Origin of the sequence: Blautia sp. MCC283, assembly GCF_018785565.1 — a bacterium.
Taxonomy (GTDB): domain Bacteria; phylum Bacillota; class Clostridia; order Lachnospirales; family Lachnospiraceae; genus Blautia_A.
This window is the reverse complement of the sequence record NZ_WQQB01000013.1, coordinates 12,958-33,445: the sequence shown is the minus strand read 5'-3', so window position 1 is coordinate 33,445 and position 20,488 is coordinate 12,958. Positions and strand designations below refer to the sequence as shown.

At 43.1% G+C, this 20,488-nt stretch carries 19 protein-coding genes and 3 pseudogenes; 1 reads left to right on the top strand and 21 read right to left on the bottom strand.

Annotated elements, in window-relative coordinates; all coding sequences use genetic code 11:
• Positions 1 to 159: 159 nt before the first annotated feature.
• The 7 genes from GPK81_RS03810 to GPK81_RS03780 form a co-directional block, all read right to left on the bottom strand.
• Positions 160 to 339, bottom strand: a complete 180-nt coding sequence (locus GPK81_RS03810) for a DUF2007 domain-containing protein (RefSeq protein WP_225876922.1) — start codon at positions 337 to 339, stop codon at positions 160 to 162.
• Positions 340 to 534: 195 nt separating this feature from the next.
• Positions 535 to 906: a metal-dependent transcriptional regulator gene (locus tag GPK81_RS03805; protein WP_117738837.1), complete on the bottom strand. Its 372-nt coding sequence runs from the start codon at positions 904 to 906 to the stop codon at positions 535 to 537.
• Positions 907 to 916: 10 nt separating this feature from the next.
• On the bottom strand, positions 917 to 2,653 hold the full coding sequence (locus GPK81_RS03800; RefSeq protein ID WP_215706568.1) for an ABC transporter ATP-binding protein: 1,737 nt from the start codon (positions 2,651 to 2,653) through the stop codon (positions 917 to 919).
• A 14-nt stretch (positions 2,654 to 2,667) separates the two neighbouring features.
• Positions 2,668 to 4,413 (bottom strand): ABC transporter ATP-binding protein, encoded by a 1,746-nt coding sequence (locus GPK81_RS03795; RefSeq protein WP_215706567.1) that lies wholly within the window; start codon positions 4,411 to 4,413, stop codon positions 2,668 to 2,670.
• Entirely contained in the window at positions 4,410 to 5,924 is a 1,515-nt protein-coding gene (locus tag GPK81_RS03790; RefSeq protein ID WP_215706600.1) for an ABC transporter ATP-binding protein, read from the bottom strand. The genes GPK81_RS03795 and GPK81_RS03790 overlap by 4 nt, the downstream gene beginning before the upstream one ends.
• A 5-nt stretch (positions 5,925 to 5,929) precedes the next feature.
• The gene (locus tag GPK81_RS03785) at positions 5,930 to 6,667 is read right to left on the bottom strand and encodes an energy-coupling factor transporter transmembrane component T (protein WP_117738841.1); all 738 of its coding nucleotides are present in this window, start codon (positions 6,665 to 6,667) and stop codon (positions 5,930 to 5,932) included.
• Positions 6,667 to 7,248 (bottom strand): MptD family putative ECF transporter S component, encoded by a 582-nt coding sequence (locus GPK81_RS03780; protein WP_044930260.1) that lies wholly within the window; start codon positions 7,246 to 7,248, stop codon positions 6,667 to 6,669. The genes GPK81_RS03785 and GPK81_RS03780 overlap by 1 nt, the downstream gene beginning before the upstream one ends.
• A gap of 198 nt (positions 7,249 to 7,446) precedes the next feature.
• On the opposite strand from GPK81_RS03780, the gene GPK81_RS03775 reads away from it, so the two are divergent.
• The gene (locus GPK81_RS03775; protein WP_330627515.1) at positions 7,447 to 8,439 is read left to right on the top strand and encodes a helix-turn-helix domain-containing protein; all 993 of its coding nucleotides are present in this window, start codon (positions 7,447 to 7,449) and stop codon (positions 8,437 to 8,439) included.
• 111 nt (positions 8,440 to 8,550) lie between these two features.
• On the opposite strand, the gene GPK81_RS03770 is transcribed toward GPK81_RS03775, so the two are convergent.
• The 14 genes and pseudogenes from GPK81_RS03770 to GPK81_RS03705 all read right to left on the bottom strand — a co-directional run bounded on the left by GPK81_RS03770 (position 8,551) and on the right by GPK81_RS03705 (position 20,195).
• Positions 8,551 to 8,823: a hypothetical protein gene (locus GPK81_RS03770; RefSeq protein ID WP_117738843.1), complete on the bottom strand. Its 273-nt coding sequence runs from the start codon at positions 8,821 to 8,823 to the stop codon at positions 8,551 to 8,553.
• A 117-nt stretch (positions 8,824 to 8,940) separates the two neighbouring features.
• A pseudogene (locus GPK81_RS18475) lies at positions 8,941 to 9,144 on the bottom strand (hypothetical protein); the annotation flags it as partial.
• Positions 9,145 to 9,566: 422 nt separating this feature from the next.
• Positions 9,567 to 11,360 (bottom strand): DUF4209 domain-containing protein, encoded by a 1,794-nt coding sequence (locus tag GPK81_RS03760; RefSeq protein WP_215706566.1) that lies wholly within the window; start codon positions 11,358 to 11,360, stop codon positions 9,567 to 9,569.
• A 123-nt stretch (positions 11,361 to 11,483) separates the two neighbouring features.
• On the bottom strand, positions 11,484 to 12,866 hold the full coding sequence (locus GPK81_RS03755) for a DUF6034 family protein (protein ID WP_215706565.1): 1,383 nt from the start codon (positions 12,864 to 12,866) through the stop codon (positions 11,484 to 11,486).
• Between the two features lie 110 nt (positions 12,867 to 12,976).
• Positions 12,977 to 14,236, bottom strand: coding sequence for a sensor histidine kinase (locus GPK81_RS03750; RefSeq protein ID WP_215706564.1), 1,260 nt, complete (start codon positions 14,234 to 14,236; stop codon positions 12,977 to 12,979).
• Positions 14,237 to 14,238: 2 nt separating this feature from the next.
• Positions 14,239 to 14,898 (bottom strand): response regulator transcription factor, encoded by a 660-nt coding sequence (locus tag GPK81_RS03745; protein ID WP_118039749.1) that lies wholly within the window; start codon positions 14,896 to 14,898, stop codon positions 14,239 to 14,241.
• A 170-nt stretch (positions 14,899 to 15,068) separates the two neighbouring features.
• Complete coding sequence (locus GPK81_RS03740; RefSeq protein WP_117942130.1) at positions 15,069 to 15,863, bottom strand: CPBP family intramembrane glutamic endopeptidase; 795 nt, start codon at positions 15,861 to 15,863, stop codon at positions 15,069 to 15,071.
• Positions 15,864 to 15,951: 88 nt separating this feature from the next.
• Positions 15,952 to 16,251 (bottom strand): annotated as a pseudogene (locus tag GPK81_RS03735) (AAA family ATPase); the annotation flags it as partial.
• Positions 16,252 to 16,390: 139 nt separating this feature from the next.
• A pseudogene (locus GPK81_RS18470) lies at positions 16,391 to 17,400 on the bottom strand (helix-turn-helix domain-containing protein).
• Between the two features lie 149 nt (positions 17,401 to 17,549).
• Positions 17,550 to 17,738: a hypothetical protein gene (locus GPK81_RS03725; RefSeq protein ID WP_215706563.1), complete on the bottom strand. Its 189-nt coding sequence runs from the start codon at positions 17,736 to 17,738 to the stop codon at positions 17,550 to 17,552.
• Between the two features lie 47 nt (positions 17,739 to 17,785).
• A complete protein-coding gene (locus GPK81_RS03720; RefSeq protein ID WP_117996829.1) occupies positions 17,786 to 17,977 on the bottom strand; it encodes a DUF6019 family protein in 192 nt (63 codons plus the stop codon).
• A 63-nt stretch (positions 17,978 to 18,040) separates the two neighbouring features.
• Entirely contained in the window at positions 18,041 to 18,391 is a 351-nt protein-coding gene (locus GPK81_RS03715; RefSeq protein ID WP_117996831.1) for a DUF2116 family Zn-ribbon domain-containing protein, read from the bottom strand.
• A gap of 75 nt (positions 18,392 to 18,466) precedes the next feature.
• On the bottom strand, positions 18,467 to 18,649 hold the full coding sequence (locus GPK81_RS03710) for a hypothetical protein (RefSeq protein ID WP_173775443.1): 183 nt from the start codon (positions 18,647 to 18,649) through the stop codon (positions 18,467 to 18,469).
• Between the two features lie 97 nt (positions 18,650 to 18,746).
• Positions 18,747 to 20,195, bottom strand: a complete 1,449-nt coding sequence (locus GPK81_RS03705; RefSeq protein ID WP_173744214.1) for a L,D-transpeptidase family protein — start codon at positions 20,193 to 20,195, stop codon at positions 18,747 to 18,749.
• Between the last annotated feature and the right edge of the window lie 293 nt (positions 20,196 to 20,488).

Below are 20,488 nucleotides of genomic sequence, written 5' to 3'. Positions count from 1 at the left end.
CGTTACTCAAAGGTATTCGGCAAAGATAATAACAAGACAAAAAAATAACCGCTCCAGCGTGAAGTGAACGGTTATTTTCAATCAATTAAGTATGTGGACTAACCGTTTATCGGCAGCACACTTTTTCTATAATCATATTAGCACGCATATGTGACAATGTCAAAAAATTTCTTCATTCTCTTGGTTATTAATCTCCTTGATCAGCTGTACTGCCTTCTCTGCATCATCGGTTTTCACGAATATATTCACACCATATATTCCAAATCCAGGTGCTCCATGCATTGCAACATTCGCACCTGCTTCCTGGGAAAAAGCTTCTATTTCACTTTGCTTTAACATTTCTACGAGCTGTTCTGTCTCTACTATATTCTGTGCATTATAAATCTTTGTCCATTCTGTCTTAGATTGGGAAGTTTCTTTTCTCTCCTTTTTTCTTTTCTACTTATTACATACGTTTTCTGTACGTGAAACGCAAAATAATAAGTAGAAAATCATAAAAAGACCTTCTATATTATTATAGGTAAGTTCTCGCCATCATCCCTTGCCTTTTTCTCGATGTTCCTTTAGTTTAAGAAACGATTCGTCACTGATACAGTGTTCAATACGGCAGGCCTCCGTTTCCGCTATATTAGGTCTTACTCCCGCAGATATAAGCTGCTCCTTAAAAAATTTATGTCGTTCATAAATTTTTTCCGCAACCTTTCGCCCTTCCTCTGTTAAAGAAATGAAGTGCTTATCGTCCTTTGTAAGAAAACCGCCATCACATAAGACATTAACTGCATGGCATACGCTTGGCTTTGATACTCCCATGTGTCGAGCGATGTCTACCGAGCGGACGCTTCCAAATTTTTTATAGAGAACCAAAATTGCTTCTAAATAATCTTCTCCAGATGCATAAAGGTTCATAAGTCCTCCTTTACTGAGCCAGATTCCAGCCGATGGCCTCCTGTCTGGCCGATACAAAATCGGCATACAGGCCCTTTTGCTGGATCAGCTCCGCATGAGTGCCGCGCTGGACGATATGAGCGTTGTCCAGTACAAGGATCTGATCGGCGTTGCGGACGGTTTTCAGACGGTGGGCAATCATGATGATGGTCTTGTCATGGGTCAATGCCTCGATAGCCCGCTGCAATTCATCCTCATTCTCCGGGTCAACGCTGCTTGTTGCCTCGTCCAAAATGATGATAGGTGCGTCCTTCAGCATGGCGCGGGCGATGGAAATCCGCTGTTTCTCGCCGCCGGACAAAGTACCGCCTCCCTCGCCAATCACGGTGTCATAGCCATCCGGCAGGGCAGAAATAAAGTTATGGCAGCAAGCCTTTTTCGCCGCTTCAACCACTTGTTCATGGGTAGCATCCGGGCAGCCAAACTTGATATTATTCTCAATCGTATCTGCAAATAGGTACACGCTCTGGAACACCATCGAGATATTCTTCATCAGGCTATCCAGCTTGAAATCTCGTACATCCGTACCGCCTATGGTAATCTTCCCGGCATTCACATCCCAAAAACGGGCAATCAGGTTGCACATCGTTGTCTTTCCTGCCCCGGAAGGGCCGACAATGGCCGTAGTCGTTTTTTCTGTAATGGTAAAGCTGACCTGATCTAATATCTTACGGTCTGCGTAGGAAAAATCCACCTTGTTAAACACGATCTCGCTGGACTTCGGCGTAATATCAGCGCCTTTCTCGTCCATTACCGGCATGTCATCAATGGAGTTTGCCGTATCCATCGAGGCCGCCAGCATTTGCAGCAAAGAGGCCATATTCCCGGCGTTCTCCAAATCGTTGAACACCATGAAAGAAGCAATCACCAAAATCAGACCGTAGGCCAGCGGCAGGGAGCCGTCCAGCCAGAACCAGACCGAGGCCAAAAGTAACAGGACGCTGAACACTCGGACAACAGCCTGTTTGATAGCGTCATAGGGAACACTGGCCTTTGTCAATTTCAGGTTATCCCGGCAGCTCGCCTTAATTGCACTGCCGATAGACTGCGTGCTGTCCCGTTCCAGTCCAAATGCTTTAACAATCCCCATCCCCTGAATGTACTCCAACACAGACTCCACAAGGGACTCCTGTGTGTGCTGGCGTACACCGCTGAGCGCGGCTGATTTGCGAAGCGCCAGTTCCGCCGCCGCAAGGTATATCAGGACACCGGCAGTGGCCACAAGACCGATCCGCCAGTCAAATACCAACAGGACGATGACAAGGGCAACCGAGTTGAAAAAACCGCCCAGCACTGACACCAGGACACGGGCTGCTGAGTTCTCTACATCACCCAAAGTTGTTGTGACAATGGCGGTAATATTCCCGATACTATTCTTGTTGAAGTAGCCCATCGGGATGTAGCGCAGCCGATCTCCGATGTGGATACGCTTTTCCGCCACCATGCAATAGCCGGTTTCCGTCTGCTCCATCGTGGAAAAATAGGTCGTGATGATACGCCCAATGAGGGAAACGGCCATAATTCCCAGCGAAATGCAGAAAAACTTTCCGTCCCGGTTGTCAGATACTAACGCGCCGATCACTACAAAGAGGGCGGCAAACTGCATGGCTGAAAACAGCCCGGACAGGAATGAGAATAACAGGGATTTTTTTAGAAGCCCCTTTTTGCTGCCTGCAAAAGCAAAGATTTTTTTCAATGTTCCATACATCTGACAACACCCCCTTACATCTGGTCTTTCGCGCCGATGTGCGCCTGCCACATATCCCGGTAGAGGGGGCAGGTTTCCAGCAGCTTCTCATGCGTACCCTGTGCGTGGATGGTTCCATCCTTCACCACAACGATGTTATCTGCGCCAACAATGGTAGACAGCCGGTGTGCGATCACAATCAGGGTCTTGCCGACAGTTAAAGTGGAAATGGCTTTCTGCACCAGCGCCTCATTCTCTGGGTCGATATAGGCAGTTGCCTCGTCCAAAATGACAACCGGCGCATTTTTCAGCATGGCGCGGGCGATGGCAATCCGCTGGCGTTCACCGCCGGAAAGATGGGAACCGGCGCTGCCGACAACCGTATCATAGCCATTATCCATCTTGCGGATAAAGGCGTCGCAGCCGCTTTGTTTGGCTGCCTGCTCCACCTCTGCGTCCGTGGCACTGGGTCTTCCCATGCGGATATTCTCCCGGATACTGCGGTTAAACAGGTAGTTGTCCTGAGATACATAGGAAATCTGGTCTGCGATTTCAGACAGCGGCATATCCTTCAGCTCATGGCCGCCGAGGGTAATGCTGCCGGATGTAACATCCCAATACCCGGCAATCAGCTTCGCCACCGTAGACTTGCCGGAGCCGGACGGCCCTACAAGGGCGGTCATGGTTCCGTGCTGGATGGCGAGATTCACATCATGCAAAACCTCTGTTGTCCCGTCATAGGAAAACGACACAGACCTAAGAGAAATGCCGGTATCTTCCAGCTTGACCGGTGTTTCTTTATGGTTCAGTTCTTCGGCGTTCAGAAGCTGGCTGATTTCTTCCACATTTGTCCCCAGTACGGCCAAATCGTCCGTAAAGGTAAAGGCCGCAATAATCGGCCCGATCAGCCCCAGCGAGAAAATCACAATGGACAGGAAGGTGGAAAGCTCCAGACTGCCGGAGAGCCAGAACGCGAAGCCGCAGGGCAGCACGCAGATTAGCACTGAGGGCAGGATGGCGTTGTAGGCGCTCATGGTTTTCTGGTTTTCACGCATCCAGTCCACATAATAGTTGGCGTTATAATTCACCGCGTCAGAATATTTTTTGTAGGAACCGGCGGACTGGCTGAACGCTTTTACCACCTCAATCCCGCCGATATATTCTACAATGGCGTTTGCCATCTGCTTTCCCGCTTTAACCGCGCCCTCCCATTTGACGGGATAATTCTTCATACCGGCGGACATGACAGCAAGGCCCACCACCAGCGTAACAAAGGACAGGAGCGCCATGCGCCAGTCCATAACGAACAGATATACGGCAAGCACCAAAGGCACCAGCACATTTGCGGTCATTTCCGGGAGCAGGTGTGCGAAGGTCGATTCCATGCCTTCAACCCGGTCAACAATCGTCGTTTTGTACTGGCCGGACGGAGTATCTAAAATCGTCCCCATCGGGACGCGGGCCAGCTTTGCGGTGATATTCTCTCGCAGATCGCGCAGCGTGTAATAGGTCGCCGTGTGGGAAATCGTTGTAGAAAGACTGGAAAACAGCACTTTCCCAAAGTAGCCGCACAATGCAATAATGCCAGCGGTCACATAGCGGGAAAAATTCTGTTCCCCAGACAACATCATTGTGACAATATGCGCCACACAGAAATAGGGCACCATCTGGCAGGCCACGCCTAATACCGCAAGGATAACACTGCCGATGAATTTTCCATGATAGGGCTTGCCCCATCCCCATAAGACGCCTATGGGTGACTCTTTCTTTTCCTCCTTCATTCTGTGGACACCTCCTTCTTCATATCACTCAGAAAAAACTTTAGCAGGCGTTTTCGGCCATCGCTGTCCTCTATGGAATAACTTTCCTGAATTTGCCCGTTTTCTAAGTGAAGGACATAATTGCAGCAACGTAGAATAAATTCCGGGTCATGCGTTACCACAAGCGCAGTTCTTCCGGCATTTGCCACCTGATTGACAACATTAGCGACCTGTCTCATGTGAAATAGGTCAAGGCCGCTGGTCGGTTCATCAAATAAAATCAGAGGCCGTCCCGAAGCAATCGCAGAGGCAACCGCCACACGCTGCTTTTGACCGCCGGACAGCCCCATCGGGTGGCAGTCCTCAAAGGAAAGCAAGTCCATCTCCTGCAAGATTTCTCTTGCCCTCTGCTTATCCTCGGTTCTCATACTGAGCAGAATTTCATCCAGAACACTTTCAGTAAAGAGCTGGTGGTTTACATCCTGCATGACCATATAACAGAGTTTCAATCGTTCTTTTCTGGAATAGTTCTTGCTCTGATCCTGCACCGTTCCTTTGAAGTGCTTTTCCAACCCGCAGAGGCACCGGGCAAAGGTGGATTTTCCCGCACCATTATGTCCGATGATGGCCGTGGCGCTGCCGGATGGGTAAGAGGTTTCCGTTATATGCAAGGTTTCCGGCTCATGCTTATAGGCGAAGGATACATTCTTTATCGTCCAAACCGCCTCATTCATTCTCTGCGGCGTGCCTTCAACTTCTGAAAGCCCCGCAAGATCAAGAGGGCGCAATCCCATATCATCGCGCTGTCTTGCCGACAGGCCGCAAAATTCCTCTGCTGTATAATCACCTTCGATTTCTCCATCTTTCAGGTACAGGACACGGTCAAAGAGGCCGGACAGATAATACAGCCGATGTTCAGAGATGATGATGGTCTTTCCCTGCGATTTCAAAGTAAAGAGTAGCTGTCGGAAATCAGCGATAGCGTATGCGTCAAGGTTGGATGATGGCTCATCAAGCACATAAATATCCGGGTCAATCGCCGCTGCCGATCCGCAGGCGATTTTTTGCTTTTCACCGCCGGACAAAGAAAAAATACTTCTATCAAGCAGCGGCTCCAACTTTAGCTGTGCAGCTACACGCTTTACACGGTCACGCACAAGATCTTCCGCTATGCCGTGATTCTCTGGGCCGAAAGCCAGTTCGCTGGTCGTGTCCACATTGAAAAACTGAGAACGCGGATTTTGAAATACAGAACCGACTTTCAGAGAAATATCAAACAGTGACAGGTCACGGGTATCCTTTCCATCCAGATAGACGGAGCCGGTATAAGTCCCCTCATGATAATGGGGGATCAAGCCGTTAAACAACCGGGTCATGGTTGTTTTCCCACAGCCGGAAGTCCCGCAGAGCAGGACAAAAGAACCGTCCTCAATAGTGCAGGAAATATGTTTCAAAGCGCCACCGGCCTGCCTCTCACTTTCGGGAAGGGTACTGGCAGGATAAGAAAAGGACACATCTTGACATTCAATCATTTCCTTCACCCCCTTGCGGCAAGCACATAGATTTGCGCTGCAAATGCTCCAAGACAGATCAGCAGGAAAATAACATCCTGCACATGAAAACCCAGCTTACAGATATTCGTCCGTTTTACCGGGCCTCCCAATCCCCGCGTAAGGGCTGCCTGGGACAGTTCCTCTCCGATTTTGACGGAGCAGATCATCATGGGAACAATCCGATACTCTAAAATCGTACCAGCTTTACCACCGCCAAAGCGGACGCCACGCATCCGCATGGCGTCCCCAATGGCGCTCCATTCTTCCGCAACCGTGGGAAAGAAGCGAAACATCACAGACATGGGAATGGTGATCTGCTGCGGCAGGTGGAGCCGTTCCATCGCCGCAACAAATTCGCTGACCGTGGTTGTCGTTACCACAAAATATCCCATGACCACGCTGGGGGTGAACCTCAGCAGAATGCCAACAATGGCTACCGCGATGTAGTTTGCTACGCCAGCCAGTCGTGACAGACCGAACATTTCCAGGCACAGACTGCCTCCAAAAATCAGGATATAGAGAACAGCGCCTTTCCATTTTCTGGCCGTTGACAAAAGTAACAGCGGGATCGCCGCCAACACGATGATGTAATACTGCATGATGCCTTCATACGAACCGCCTAAAATAAAGACAGCTATGGTAATCAGTACCGCCAGTTTTGTCCGGGGGTCTAATAAAATTCCGCGATTGTTTTTTTGACTTGCAAGAAGTTCGCGGCTCATTACACAATTCCCGCCCGCTCAAAGTGCTTTTTGAAAATCTTTCGTCCAATCAGGCCACCGACAAGACCACTGACGAAAGCAGCAATAAGCAGTACCGGCAAAATCCAGTCGGGCATATAGGCCATGAGCGTGTCGGCATATTCCTGACCGTAGCCGGGGAGCAGGTTCTGGTAGTAAGCGTCACGTGTCACAACGATGGGAATAAAGGCGCCGATTACCCACATGGAAAAAACGCCGTGAATCAACACTTCGCGCTTGGCATTTTTGTAGTCACAGGCTTTCATCATAAAATCGGAAATCAGCCCGAAGATCAGCCCGGTAGGGATGCACCACCAGCCCATGCCGGTCAGCAGCATAATGATACCCAGCAGCACTCCGCAGATGGTAAGCATACCGAATTTCTTAATTTTGGAGAAGAACAACATCATCGGAATACCGCCGACAAGCGGCACGATCACGCTGATAAGCGGAATAAAGATCGGGATAAAACCGATAGACGCCGCTGCGAAAATGACGATAAAGTAAATCGCCGTAAAAATACCGATGTTGATTAAGTCCTTTCCTTGCAATTTGTTGTTCATTGCGAAACCTCCTAACATGATTACTTTCGTCTTTGTTAGTTCTTGCTAACTAGTCCTAATGATAGCATACATTCAGCTGTGCTTCTATGCACATATCGGTATTTTAAGCCCGTATAGCAAGGAGTTTTTTCGCTCTGCCAGAATATCCATTGACCGGGAGTTTTCTCGCAGGTATAATAATATCAGCGATTTTGCGTGATGAAAGGGGCGAAGCAGTTGCGTAACATGATATACAACATTTTAGAAAACAGCGATGCTGTTTCTGGTGTGACCTTGAAAAACAGTCCAAATAGCAGCACATTGCTTTTGGATCGGGCAGATGGCAAGGGACGCATGACATTCCATACGCTCTTTCCGGGGCTGACTTTGGCTTTTATTTTTGTAAACGCTCCCGTATGGCCGGAGTCGGATGAAAATTCAAATCTAAAGCCTTTGCTGATTAACTATTGCGTTTCGGGCAGAAGTGAATTGCTTCTGGATGACGGCTCCTACATTTACCTGAAGGAAAATGATTTTTGTGTCAGTGAACAGACCGCACAGAAAGAATATATCTTTCCCACACGGCAATATCAGGGCATAAAAATATACTTTGACCTGCCACTTCTTTTACAGTCCTGCGGTGAACTTTTGAAATCTTTTTCACTTGACCTCCCTACGCTGGAAAAAAGTTATTGTGGCAACCATAAGACATATATCAACGAAGCGGACAGCGAGCTGGAAAATATATTTCAAAAACTCTGGCGGCTATCCGAAAGACCCTCTGCCTTCCTTTTGCAAATCTATACTCTTGAACTTCTCCACCGGCTTCTTAACATGGAAATCCGGCCTCCGAAAACTTGCGGCTTCTACACGGAAACACAGGTTGAAATTGCAAAAAGGGCGGCACAAATCCTTTCTGATGACCTTCGCCAGCACATCCCTGTAAGACAGATTGCAGAACGATTTTCGGTCAGTGAAACCAGCCTGAAAAATTATTTTAGAGGCGTATATGGACAGAATATATCCACCTGGCTGCGGGAAATCCGTATGAACGAAGCCGCAAGGCTTCTTTCGAACACAAAGCGTCCGATTGCCGAAATATCAGAACAGGTTGGCTATTCTAATCAAGGAAAATTTGCAGCTGTATTTAAAAAACAGCTTGGATTATCACCCTTAGAATATCGACGATTCAAAAATTTGGAAAAATACTAAAGCCGAGATAGATTAATACTCTCGGCTTTATTCATTTCACATTCTTTATACAAAATTATCCCTCTAAAAGTTTATTATCATTTGCGTACCTATATTTGTCATTGCACAATGTCAAAGTTTCTTAATTTCTTTATAGGCTGACATAAATTCTTTTTTTCCAACAGGTGCCCATTTAAAACCCAGTTTTTCTAAAATGTATATTGTTTTATCAACTTTGATCTTCCTAATATTTCTACCAATATCCTGAACAATTTGGCATTCAAAAACTAATTGTTTGATCCACTCCTTCTCTTTGATATTTGCTTGTTCGTAATAATTATAGATTTCCTCTACAGAGAGTTCTTTTAAAACCTTGTTTTGCACTTCTTTTCGGTCGGAATCCATAGGAACATTCTCTAAAGTCAGCTTCGAATACTGGCTCTATTGCTATCTTTGTACGGTATCAATGATTGTTACCTCTTTTCCAGCTTCAATCTCTTTGTTGCCGTTCTTATCAGTAGCAACACGCTCTTTTGACTCCGTCCAGTATTGCTTACTTTCTGCATGAACGGGTGTAGTCGGTAAAGCAGTAACGACAGTTGCAAGAGCTAAGAAGCCCGTACACAATCGTTTCAATGTCTTTTTCATAAATCTAATGCTCCTTTCATTTTGGGTAATAAAATAGCCGTCCAATAAGAACGGCTGGACATAGAAAAGGAACGTCATTTTAGGCGTTCCATAGTCTATGAGTTATTCATTTTTTTGTTGTTTCAATACTGATGTGCTGTACCATATCTTTGCATATCTAGGAAAACTTGCGTATCAAGGCTCATTCGTTAGTAGTAAATAAGTAGTAAATTGATGTGTTTGTTTCCTTGAAAATGCTGATAGATACTGTGTTTTAGTGGATAATCAGATTTTTATTGTGTTTTTTATTTAAAAATATATGTTTATGAAAAACACTCTGACTACTAATAAGTTGGAGTGTTTTTATAATTCATATTATATTTATAGATTTACTCTCAGTGCTACACATTCCGGGGGTTGAGGCCGTCCCCAAAGTGCGTTTTGATATCCAAACGCTATGCTTGCCAGATACTTCCGAACACTTTTTAAGGAAACCATACCATCCGTCCAACCATTTTATATTAATTCTCATCCATATTATCTTTCTTCTCCATCAGCTGTTTCAGCTTTTTATTTATTTTGCTTCTATTCTCCTCCTGTAATTTTCCGCAGAATAGATAGCAAAATTTCAGTGCAAACCACCAGATATACAAAGCTTTAAAGCTCTGGAATGCCTGATCATCCAGCATTCCATGTGCCACATTGTTGCGCATGTTAAATCCAAATTTTGAACAAAAAATCGTATTTAAAGCAAATATAAGGTCTTCATCCAGACTTTCTTTTACTCCTTCCAATTCTAAGACAGCGTGCATTGATTTTATTTCTTCAATCCCTTCTTCATTCATGTTATAAACAGGTTCTCCACATTCCACTGCCAGATATCTTACTGCATTTTCTATCTGTGGAATCAGGATACTGAGCGCCGTCAAGAAATCTCCAGAAAAGCCAAACATGAGACCCTTGGTATACGATTCTTTTCTCCCCTCCGGAATCGCACAACTTACATCTACAATCTTTTTTATATCACTCTCTTCGATTAAAAATCTGGAACGAATATATTCAAACGTATTGCTCACCAGGATCTGTGCAAAATAATCCATCTCCATGGCTGCTGTCCGCTCCATATTATCCTTAAGCGCACCTTCATCGATTGTTCCATCAGGCTTTTTCACAGGCCCGCTTTTAGCAATTAATTTTCCTCCTTTTCCAAGGATTGCCGCTGGAAATATCGTGTGCAGGATCCCAGTCCTATTTAATACCTGATTCTTTACCCTTTCTCTTTCCGGAATCGGAAGAAATGAAGCAAAATAACATAATGCCTCTTCTTTATCAAGATCTTCCAGTTGGCGGAACAGTTCTTTTACAATGCCGCTGGCATCCTGTTTATCACTCCATACCATCATCTCCGAAAGGGAAGCTTCTTCTATCTGTGCTATTTCCTGCAACAGTGCCTTTCTTTCTTCTTCCGTACCTTGTATGGTCTTTAACAACTGAATAACCTCTTTCAAATTGTGAATCTTTCTCATTAAATTTCCTTTGGAAGAGGCCCCGGCATATTCAGCCTCCATCCGGACAGCCTGAATCTTACGTCTTCGTATCGCAATCAGTTTAGGTTCAGTAATACACTTTTTCTTCTGCCAGTTATTTTTTCTGCAATAGAGTTCTTCCAACAGATCACAAAACTTACCAATGAGCGGTGCATCGCAGCTATTATCATCGTAAGTTTTCAAGATATTTTCCACATAAGGGATCAGATATCCTGTATCCACTTTTTCCTCCATGGCAGTTTTTATCAAATATCCAATTTTTGCGTGGCTGCTGTTATCATACTCTTCTAATACTTTTATCAGCAGATTCTTTCGCACCTCTTCATTGATTTCCTTGCTTCGGATTTTTTTAGAGATAAACAAGATCCGGTTTATAGCCATGATATGATCTGCAAATGCACCGGTGTTCTTCAAGTGTTCGCAATAAGCCGTTTCTGCTATTTTAGCATTTGAAAAATCATTTTCCACAACCCATAAAAAATCCGATATCTTTGCCTTGTTGATCGGTGCGATGGGATAGCTTCGGATTTCCTCCAGCAATGCCTGATACTCTTCTCTATTTATATCTTTCCGATTCCAAATGCTGCAGGCATAGGAAAACGGTACGTCTTTAGGCGTATCAATCCATCGTTCCACAATAATATCCACCAGAAGATTCCTGAATTCCCCATCCATCGTTCCGCAGAAATCTGTCAGTGCTTTCTCTGCCGTTTGAAAATTAGGTCCTTTTAAAATCTCTGCGATCCGCTCTGCCATTTTTTCTGCCATACATATTCCTCCAATCTTTTTCTATAGGAAAAGTATAACGTATTTTTCTTTTTCCTGTAAAGCAGAAAGACCTGAAATTCCAGGTCTTTCGGTCATCATTGATTAGAAATTGAAATTCACACTCTATTTTATATCCTTGGAACCCATAGAAGCCGCCCATCCAGCCTGAATCCTTTGTATTACGCTTCCATCCCGTGCATCGATCGTAAGGAGTGGAACGCCTGCATCATCCATCGTCACGTCTCCCATGACCGGTCCATCTTCCCCATTTCCGTACTCGTACTCTGGCTCTTTGGATGTCCAGGTTCCATAAAAATCCCACACCGGGATCAGGACTGCTTCGGTATCACTGCCTTCACTGTCTGGCATGCACATATAACCCAGCTGTACCTTTGTTATGGTTATCTCCGCACTCTGTGCATCAATGGACGGATAACGGTAGTGGCTTCCTCCATCGACAGAGATCAGCCGATTCTTGTCTTCTGTCATGACCTGCAAAGTGATCGTTTTTTCAAAGATATCCTTGACCTCATCAAAAGGAAGTAGGAACAGCCTTTCATCGGAAGCATTCGATGCTTCTATGGGATTTCGGTGCAGAAAACTCTGAAGTGTCCCACTGCAAAAGTCCATCGTCAGTACTTCATTTTCCCATCCTTCAGACTGTCCTTCATGAAGTGTTCCATCTTCGTTTTCCCATTCAAGAGCCTGCTCATTAACAGGCAGAGAGGTTTCCCTCACATAATTAACCGGAACCCCGTCTATCATCCGTTCAAAAATGAAATCATCTTTTTCCAAGGTAGTGCTTCCTTCAGTAAGTGCTTTTGAGGAACTTTCAAATATCTCCCAGTTTCCGGACACAAGACCTGAAACCTTCTCCTTTGCTTCCTTTTCAGATACTTTCCCGGTTCCTGCCTTTATATAATTTTGAAAGCGTTCTTCCCTTTCTTTTTTCTCACTCGATTCCAGGGTCATGTCTCCACAATCGTCAAAGATAAACTTCGCTATCCCAAATCCGAGTTCCTCCACATCCGATACCTGCTCACTCTGTGTATAAGAATACCGATAGGTCAGTCCATCTACTGTATATGTCCCCGCCTGTTCGTTCTCATTCTTCTCTTCCTGCATGGGCTGTCCTTTTCCGAATGTGTCTTTTATTTTATTCTGTTCTTCTTCAGGAATCGCCACCCTTTTTACTTTTTTTAAACAGATTGCATCTACATCCGGGACTTTTACCGGTGCATCCGCTGTCAGGGTAAAATTCATCGGGGTTTCTTTATCCTCCCGGTCCGCTGATCTTAGATCTGCTTGGATCGTTGTCTGGTATGTTTCCGGTGCCTGAACCTGTTCGGCAACGATTTTCTGAACTGTCTCCTTTTTCTCTTCTTTTTTCTGTTCTGTCTGATCCTTTTCTTCCACAACAGCAGACTGGACAATACGGTCACATCCGGATAATGTCAAAAGATTCATACACAGAACGGCTCCCATAAACATTTTTATTTTCTTCATCCTTTTTCCATCCTTTCCTTTCGGTATTAAAAAAGGTACCCTCTTCTTATGAGAAAAGAGTACCATATTGCTTTGCCGATGTATTCATCAAGATGTAAACAAATTGTAAATCAGAAGATGGCTCTTACCGTGGTCCCCTCTCTCTGTCTGCTTTCGATTTTCAAGCATCCGCCATGGATTTCAGCCACCTTCACACAGAGTGCCAGCCCAAGTCCGGATCCGCCTTCTTTTCGGCTTCGTGATTTGTCCACCATATAGAATGCATCTGTGATCTTTCCCAGTTCTTCCTCCGGGATCCCCATTCCGGTATCCGACACCTCAAAGATCTTTTTTCCAGCTTTCTCATAAGCCTTTACCCAAATGCTTCCACCGGCATCCGTAGCCTTTAGGGCATTGTCGATCAGGTTTATCAGAAGGCTTTCCATCAAGGCCGGATCCATTTTCATGGAAAAGGCTTCACATTCCATCTTGAGGTGCACCGCTTTCTTTTCTGCCTGTTCTTTTTCCATGTCTATGACATGGTTTAAAAGGTCACCTGCCATGGTCATTTCCATCTGTATGGCATGGTTCTGATAAAGCCCCAGCATCTGCAGCATCTTCCCAGAAAGAGCCTCCAGGCGCTTTCCCTCCCGGTTGATATGTTCCAGTGCCCGGTCTTTCTGTTCATCTTTCAGCTTTACATGGCGCAGGGTATCCGAATACCCGATAATGGACGTTAACGGGGTACGCATTTCATGGGAAAGTGCCCCCATGAGCAGCTCCTGTTTCTCTGCCACTTCCTGTAGCTTCTCCATCTGTTCCACGGTTCTTTTCATCATCATATAAATAAAAAGTCCTGCCATCAGAAACACTGCCAGATAGATTCCGGCAAACCAGATAGCGGTCTGCCTCAGCTCTGTGAAGAGTCCTGTGACTTCCCGGACGGAGAGGACTTCGTATCCTTCTGGTTTAGATAAGGCTACTTTTTGAAGAAGAAGGTATTTCTTCCCCAGTTTCTGTATCTTATAGGCATATGGATCTTTTTCATTCTTCAGACCCAGATTTTCAATCCCAACCACTTTATAATCTGTCAGGTTTTCAATAGCGGTACTACTTTTCTTATCGATCAGCGCCATGCCGGACCCACAGCATCGTTGAAATTGAAATTCCATATAGGCCTTCTTTCCAGTCTCGGACATCTGCTCATATTTGCTGTTATCCCAAAATTGTTCCAGGAGTATCTTGCCATTTTCCAGCTGTCTTCCGTAGGTCTCTGCAGCATTATTGAGGCTTCGTTTTCCTGTGATATAAAGACTTAGCGTTCCCACTGGGATCAGGGCACATAATAGCGTTACCAGCATAAGAAGTACCGTTCGTTTCCACAGCTTCATCCTTATTCCTCCAGACGGTATCCAAGTTTCGGGATCGTCCTGATCTCATCATAAAGTTCCAGCTTTTTTCTGAGCTGTCCGATATGGACATCCACCGTCCTGCTTTCTCCCAGGTAGTCTTCTCCCCAGACCCGTTTTAACAGTTCTTCCCTTCCAAGCGCAATATTCTTATTTTGCAGGAGCAGCACAAAGAGGTCATATTCCATTGGCTTTAGGCTTACCGGAAGCCCGTCTTTGTAGACCTGATGGCTTTGCATGTCCACTAGGATGTTCCGGACCGTTAAGACTTTCTTGGCCCGTCCCGTCCTCTCCAGTACCTTCTCAATGCGTACCAGAAGTTCCAGCATCTCAAAAGGTTTTACCATATAATCTTCCGCACCCAGCTTTAATCCCTTCACCTTGGAAGCCACATCATCCTTTGCAGTCAGGTAGAGCACCGGAAGCTCCTTCTTTTTAAAATCCTCCATCAATGCAAACCCGTCTTTTCCCGGCAGCATGATATCCACTACTGCCAGGTCCGCGTCCTCCTGCCATAAGAGCAGCCTCTGGGCTTCTTCCCCATCATACGCTGCCACAGTCTCATACCCTGCTGCCTCCAGGTTCATGCACAGCAATTCTGAAATTGCACGGTCATCTTCTATCACCAAAATTTTATTTTTCATTCCCGTTGCCACCTCTAACGCTTTTCTATAGTATAGTTTTTTATATCCCAAGTCTACATTGCATTTGTTCTTGTTTTCTCATCATTTATACGCATCAGGGCACGATAATGTGACCAGCTCAATTCAGGGCACAGTGTGTCTCGAATTAGAAAAGTACAATAAAACTGAAATTATAGATTTTTGTCCCTTTTCTTTTTTGCCATTACGAATCCAAACATTAAAATCAAGTTCATAAACAGTACAACTATGCTACCTTCAATTTTACAGCTGCCACCCGACAAAATTGAATTTCCACTAATTACCATGTTGAACAAATGCGGATAATCTTCTGCTAATGATACTCCACCCAAAATAATTGCACCAACTCCATTCCATAAAAAATGGATTACAATCGGAGCAACTAAGGATTCCGTGTATTCCAAAACTGCCGTCACGAAAAGACTCATCGTTATAACGTTTAGTACAGGAAGTATTCCTGCCTCAAAAGCCCCACCATGTGCAAATGTAAATAATCCGGTAGATATAAGGACAGCGACAACGATGTTGTAATTATTTTTTATCATCTGATATAAGTAACCACGAACTAACACTTCCTGCATAACGCTATTGATAAAAGCTGAAAATAACCATAACCAAAGCATAGAAATTTGGTTTCTGCCATTAATATGTATGACCCCTGTTAAAGATAATATTACAACAGATACTCCTAACCAAATAGCTCCTGTGATACACCCAAGTACGATATTATAAACAGGTTTTCCAGTCAGATGTAATCGTATGTTTCTTTTATCTATTAACCAGAAAATAATTGTAAAACCAATAACTGACAATAATGGAATCAATTCTGCCCAAAATCTCCAGACTGCCGCACTTTTTGTATCTGGTATAGGCAAAATTGAAACACATATAGCCCAGCCTACAAAAAAGGCAAACGTTTTTAATGATACCAATACTAATTTCTTCATGTAATATTTTCCTCTACAATCCAGATTTTCTTAATTTCACAAACTTGAATCCGTCGATTCCTTTATTATCTAATCTGTTAGCAATTTAACCCCACTTTTCCTTCCGATAGCCTTTGGAAATTCTTATCGCATCACACAATTCTGAATGTGTATCATGCGTAGAAAAAACATAATTCTTTGTTACACCCTCCGGATTAAAACCATGTGCTACAGCAAGTGCCTCCAATAAAGTCGATTTACCACTGCCATTTTCTCCGACAAAAAAGGTAATTGGTTTATTGAAAACAAGTTTTGCAATCCCTTTAAAAGCCTTAATTCTCTTTAAATAACTATCGTTATCAATTCTATTCCAATCGAATAATACTCCTTGTAAGAATTGATCATTCATCTAATCACCTGCCTGTAAAAAACACTTTCTAATCTACCTTTTCTTGCTCTTTGGACAAGAAGCATCATTCGCTCTAAATAGCTCGGTCAACTGGAAGTTCTGGATGCGTATAATATGCGAAAAAAAACTTAACTCCATCTTAAATATAGTGCTGAGTTTCACTGTCATTCTTTAACACCATTTTTACCACACCAAGCAATGCTGCAAACAGAACACCAGCAACCGGCCATACAATCCATGTAATATCCCAGCTCATCGTCCAGAAGCTCCATGCAAGGTAAATCGCTGTAGTCAAGCACCAATATACACCAGAAAACGTGTCAGTCTTTTTCTTAAACAGTTTTTCTTCTTTTGTATATTCGCCTTCCTGAAGAAGGGTATCGTAACTGCTTTTTACCATCCCAACACGAACCAACAGATTCACTCCTATTGCAAGTATGAACAGCAGCAATCCAACGGAAAGGCCGCAACAATAGTCAGACGTTTCCATGGCTCCGGCAATAATTGTCGGAATCACTGCCAGTATACAAAGCACTACCCCAACAGCTGTTCCTCTGATAAAAATCGGTTCATAGGAATCTTTTTTTCTCGTACTATTCCAGATACACCATACTCTGTTTCAAAGCATTCTTTTTCAAAATGTTCCATATGTGATTCTCGCATTCCATATGTAATAAACAAAAAGACGGCTGTCGCAACCATTCCAAGCAGAAAAACACATCCAAATACTGTTGCCAGAGATTCCGAAACATGAAATACGTCATCTTCTGCCATTGTCACAAGAACAATCAATAATATTGGACTTGAGATACACATACTTGTTGCGTTTGCCACTACTTTGGATCCATTTCTTTTCATGTCAAGAAATTCATTTGCATTCTCCATAGTTACTTTTTTCAACGGTTCTGCATAGCTTTCAGTACTTTCGTGATAGGTGATATTTTCTGCTTTCATTTCATCTTTTAATAGGTAATCTGTACTAACACAAAATAGCTCCGACATCTGTAAAATTCTTTGCAAATCTGGAACAGCTCCTGCACTTTCCCACTTAGATACTGCCTGTCTGGATACGCCCAACTGATTGGCTAGTTCTTCCTGTGACCATCCATTCTTTTTTCTTTCCTCTGTAATCTTATCAGCTAAAATCATTTTTTTCTCCTTTTGCAGATTTTATGAGCTCAATATAACAGTTTTGCTGTTTGCATTCCACCATTCCGGGCTGTAAATCTGTCAACCAGCAGTTGCAAATCACAAAAGAACTCTATGAATCCCGATTTTCCAACAATACAAGCAGGAAATTATTTATCATCTGTATTGTTTTCCTTTTTCTTATGAGTCGAACCCAAGCAAAGAAATGAAAAACCAAGACATAACCATACTATAGCCATAGATTTTTCATTTCCACTCGAAAAGCCAATAGCTGACGCTATGAAAAACAGAACTGATGCAATGTAAAATAAAATTGATTTGTTTATCCCTTTTTTCATAAATAAGAATCTCCTCAAAATCCCGATTTTCTCAATTCTCCAAACTTTTATTTATCTTCTAACTCAAATCCGAGTTCTTTCAATTCTTTTTCGTTTCTGACATCTTCATCCGTTTTCTTTCCAGTAATGGCACTGTAGGCTTCTTTGATTCCATTTTTCACTGCCCATTTGATGACGAAATACAGCGCAATTAAAATAATAATTGCGGTTCCCCCGCTTAAACCTAATTCATTCCACATAATCATTAACTCCTCCGATTTCGTGACTTTCAATTTATTTTCAATTTTGCAGGCTGGGATTTATCATTGAATAAAACACATCCATACTCCAACTGCTATAATCAATATGCCTGATATTCTTCCTGCGAATTTTGACTTTTGATATCCTAGAAAATTAATTGTTTCAGGAGTTGTAAATGGCAATAAAACAACATCTATACCCATTACTACAATCCCAATTCCTATTATAAAGACATTATTGTTAGAAATAATGCCATAAAACATAACTAAGAATCCCAAAATAATGCCTAATGTAAAATACTTGATTTTATGGCTGTCTTTATCCATCATCTTTTCATAACAATTTTCACATTTACTGTTACAAAATTCAAAATTATCATTGAGTTTTTTGCCACAATATTTGCATTTTTTCACACTCTATTCCTCCATAATTTTCGTTTTGTCACTAACATGATATCATATTTTTTCCTCAATTACATCCACCTAATTTTAATACACTGCCATTCGTTTTGCTTCTGTAACCAGCATCCTCTTGTTCTTCTCCTGCAAGGTTTCCTTTGCATCTTCATCAATCGAATAGTTCTCATTTATCTCGATTTTTTTCGATTCCCGGTCAAAATAGTCAAAGACTTCTTTCCATATCTGGACGGAACATATACACTTTTCTTCCATAAAATTATTGCTGATAATTATAAAAAAACAGAAGACCAATTAAGATCTTCCATTTTATAAACAAACCTCTATATAAAACTATATATCCTGCCCATTTTTAATAAAAACAGACAATCGGCACACTTTCGTCTATCCTATTATAAAGTTCTGCCGCTTTGTCCGCCGGAAGATTAATGCATCCATGGGATCCACCACCTTCTCGGAAACGATTTCCTCCAAAGTATGGTTGCCATGAAGCATCATGAAATCCAATCCCCCCATTAAAAGGCATCCAGTAAGTTACTGGTCTTTCATATTCATATTTCCCATTTTCCAACATCTTTCCTTTCAGCACAGATGGACTTTTCTTGTAATACAGTTGAAAAATCCCCGGTGGTGTCTGCCGTTCTGCATACTGCATATCTCCTGACACAATATCCGATTCCAAAATGATAGAACCATCCTGATAGTAATATAAATGCTGTGCAGACAGGTCCACTTCAATATACGTGTTGCCTATATCATTCATACCCCGTGCATTTGCCCGCATGGCGTATACCGGTTCCCGGTTTATCTGTACTCCTGCAATCATTTCCTGCATAATGGTTTCTATTTCCTTTTCCTGATCGATCTTCCATCCATAAACGGAACTATACACCTGAACAGTACGTCCGCTTGTTGTACAAAATTCCCTCTCTGTATTTACGGTATCATGTGTGGCAGCCAGCTTTGCCACATATTCTGCCACACACTGTCTCAGTTCATCCTCATTTTTTTGTAGCCGTCCTCTCTCATCAAAAATGAGCCAGTTTCTGATCTCGTCTCCCTCCAATGTTACCGTTTCTTCTCCAAATATATATACGATTTTGGTCCGGATCAGATTTTGGCATTCTTCCAATGAATTTTTAAGATCTGGATCATCTTTCATTACTGCCGCTTTTACATAAACAGCCGGACAGCTATTCAGGTCAATGGTTCTTTTTTTGTCAGTAACCGCTTCTGACAGTGCCTGATAAGCTCCATTGAAATCCAGGGTATTCCCTTCTGTTTCCGGTACGATTTCAAACTTCGAATCTTTATAAGCTACATAAGCATCTTCTGGTGCTGTCTGATTCTCTTTTTTTACACATTCCAGTTTTTCCATCTGTTCTTTTAACTTCACTTTATCATAGGTCATATTTTCCTTGGCTGTATAATTTTGCTTTTTCCAAAATCCCCGAACCCATTTATATGGTTTTTGTTCATCCAGATATTGGGAAATACTGCCATCCGAAACATAACGATATCCGATCAATTTTCCATTGATACTCTGCGATTTCAGATTTCTTGCCTTTACTTCCAGCAGATAATCCTCTGCTTTTTTTGCAACCGCCTGTTCTGCCTCTTCCGATGTTTTTCCAGAACAGTTAATTCCATTGATCGTTGTTCCCCGAAAAAATCTGTCTGAATAATAATAAGACATTCCTGCGTAGCCAGCCATAGCAAAGAACACTATGATGACAGTGATCATTATCCACATTTTTTGCTTTCCATTATCCTTACCGGTTATCTCTTTTCTTTTTCCCATCCATGCCCCCTGTTTTTAACGATAAACAGCATTCAGACAGATTTTTTAAATCGTCTGATTTTAATATCTCCGATTTAATAAAAAATAACCAAGGCTGCCGGAAAAAACATTTTCTTTTACAAACAGTAAGCTGATTTCTACAAAACATTTTCCCTCTGCTCTTTTACGGATAGAAACACCGCATCATCATTTATCTCACATTTAACACTTTTGGGGTACTTTCAGACACTTTCCTTTTTCTCTGTGAACAGAACCCTGAAAACAGGAAAAAAAAGGGCTGCCGTGACCGGTCA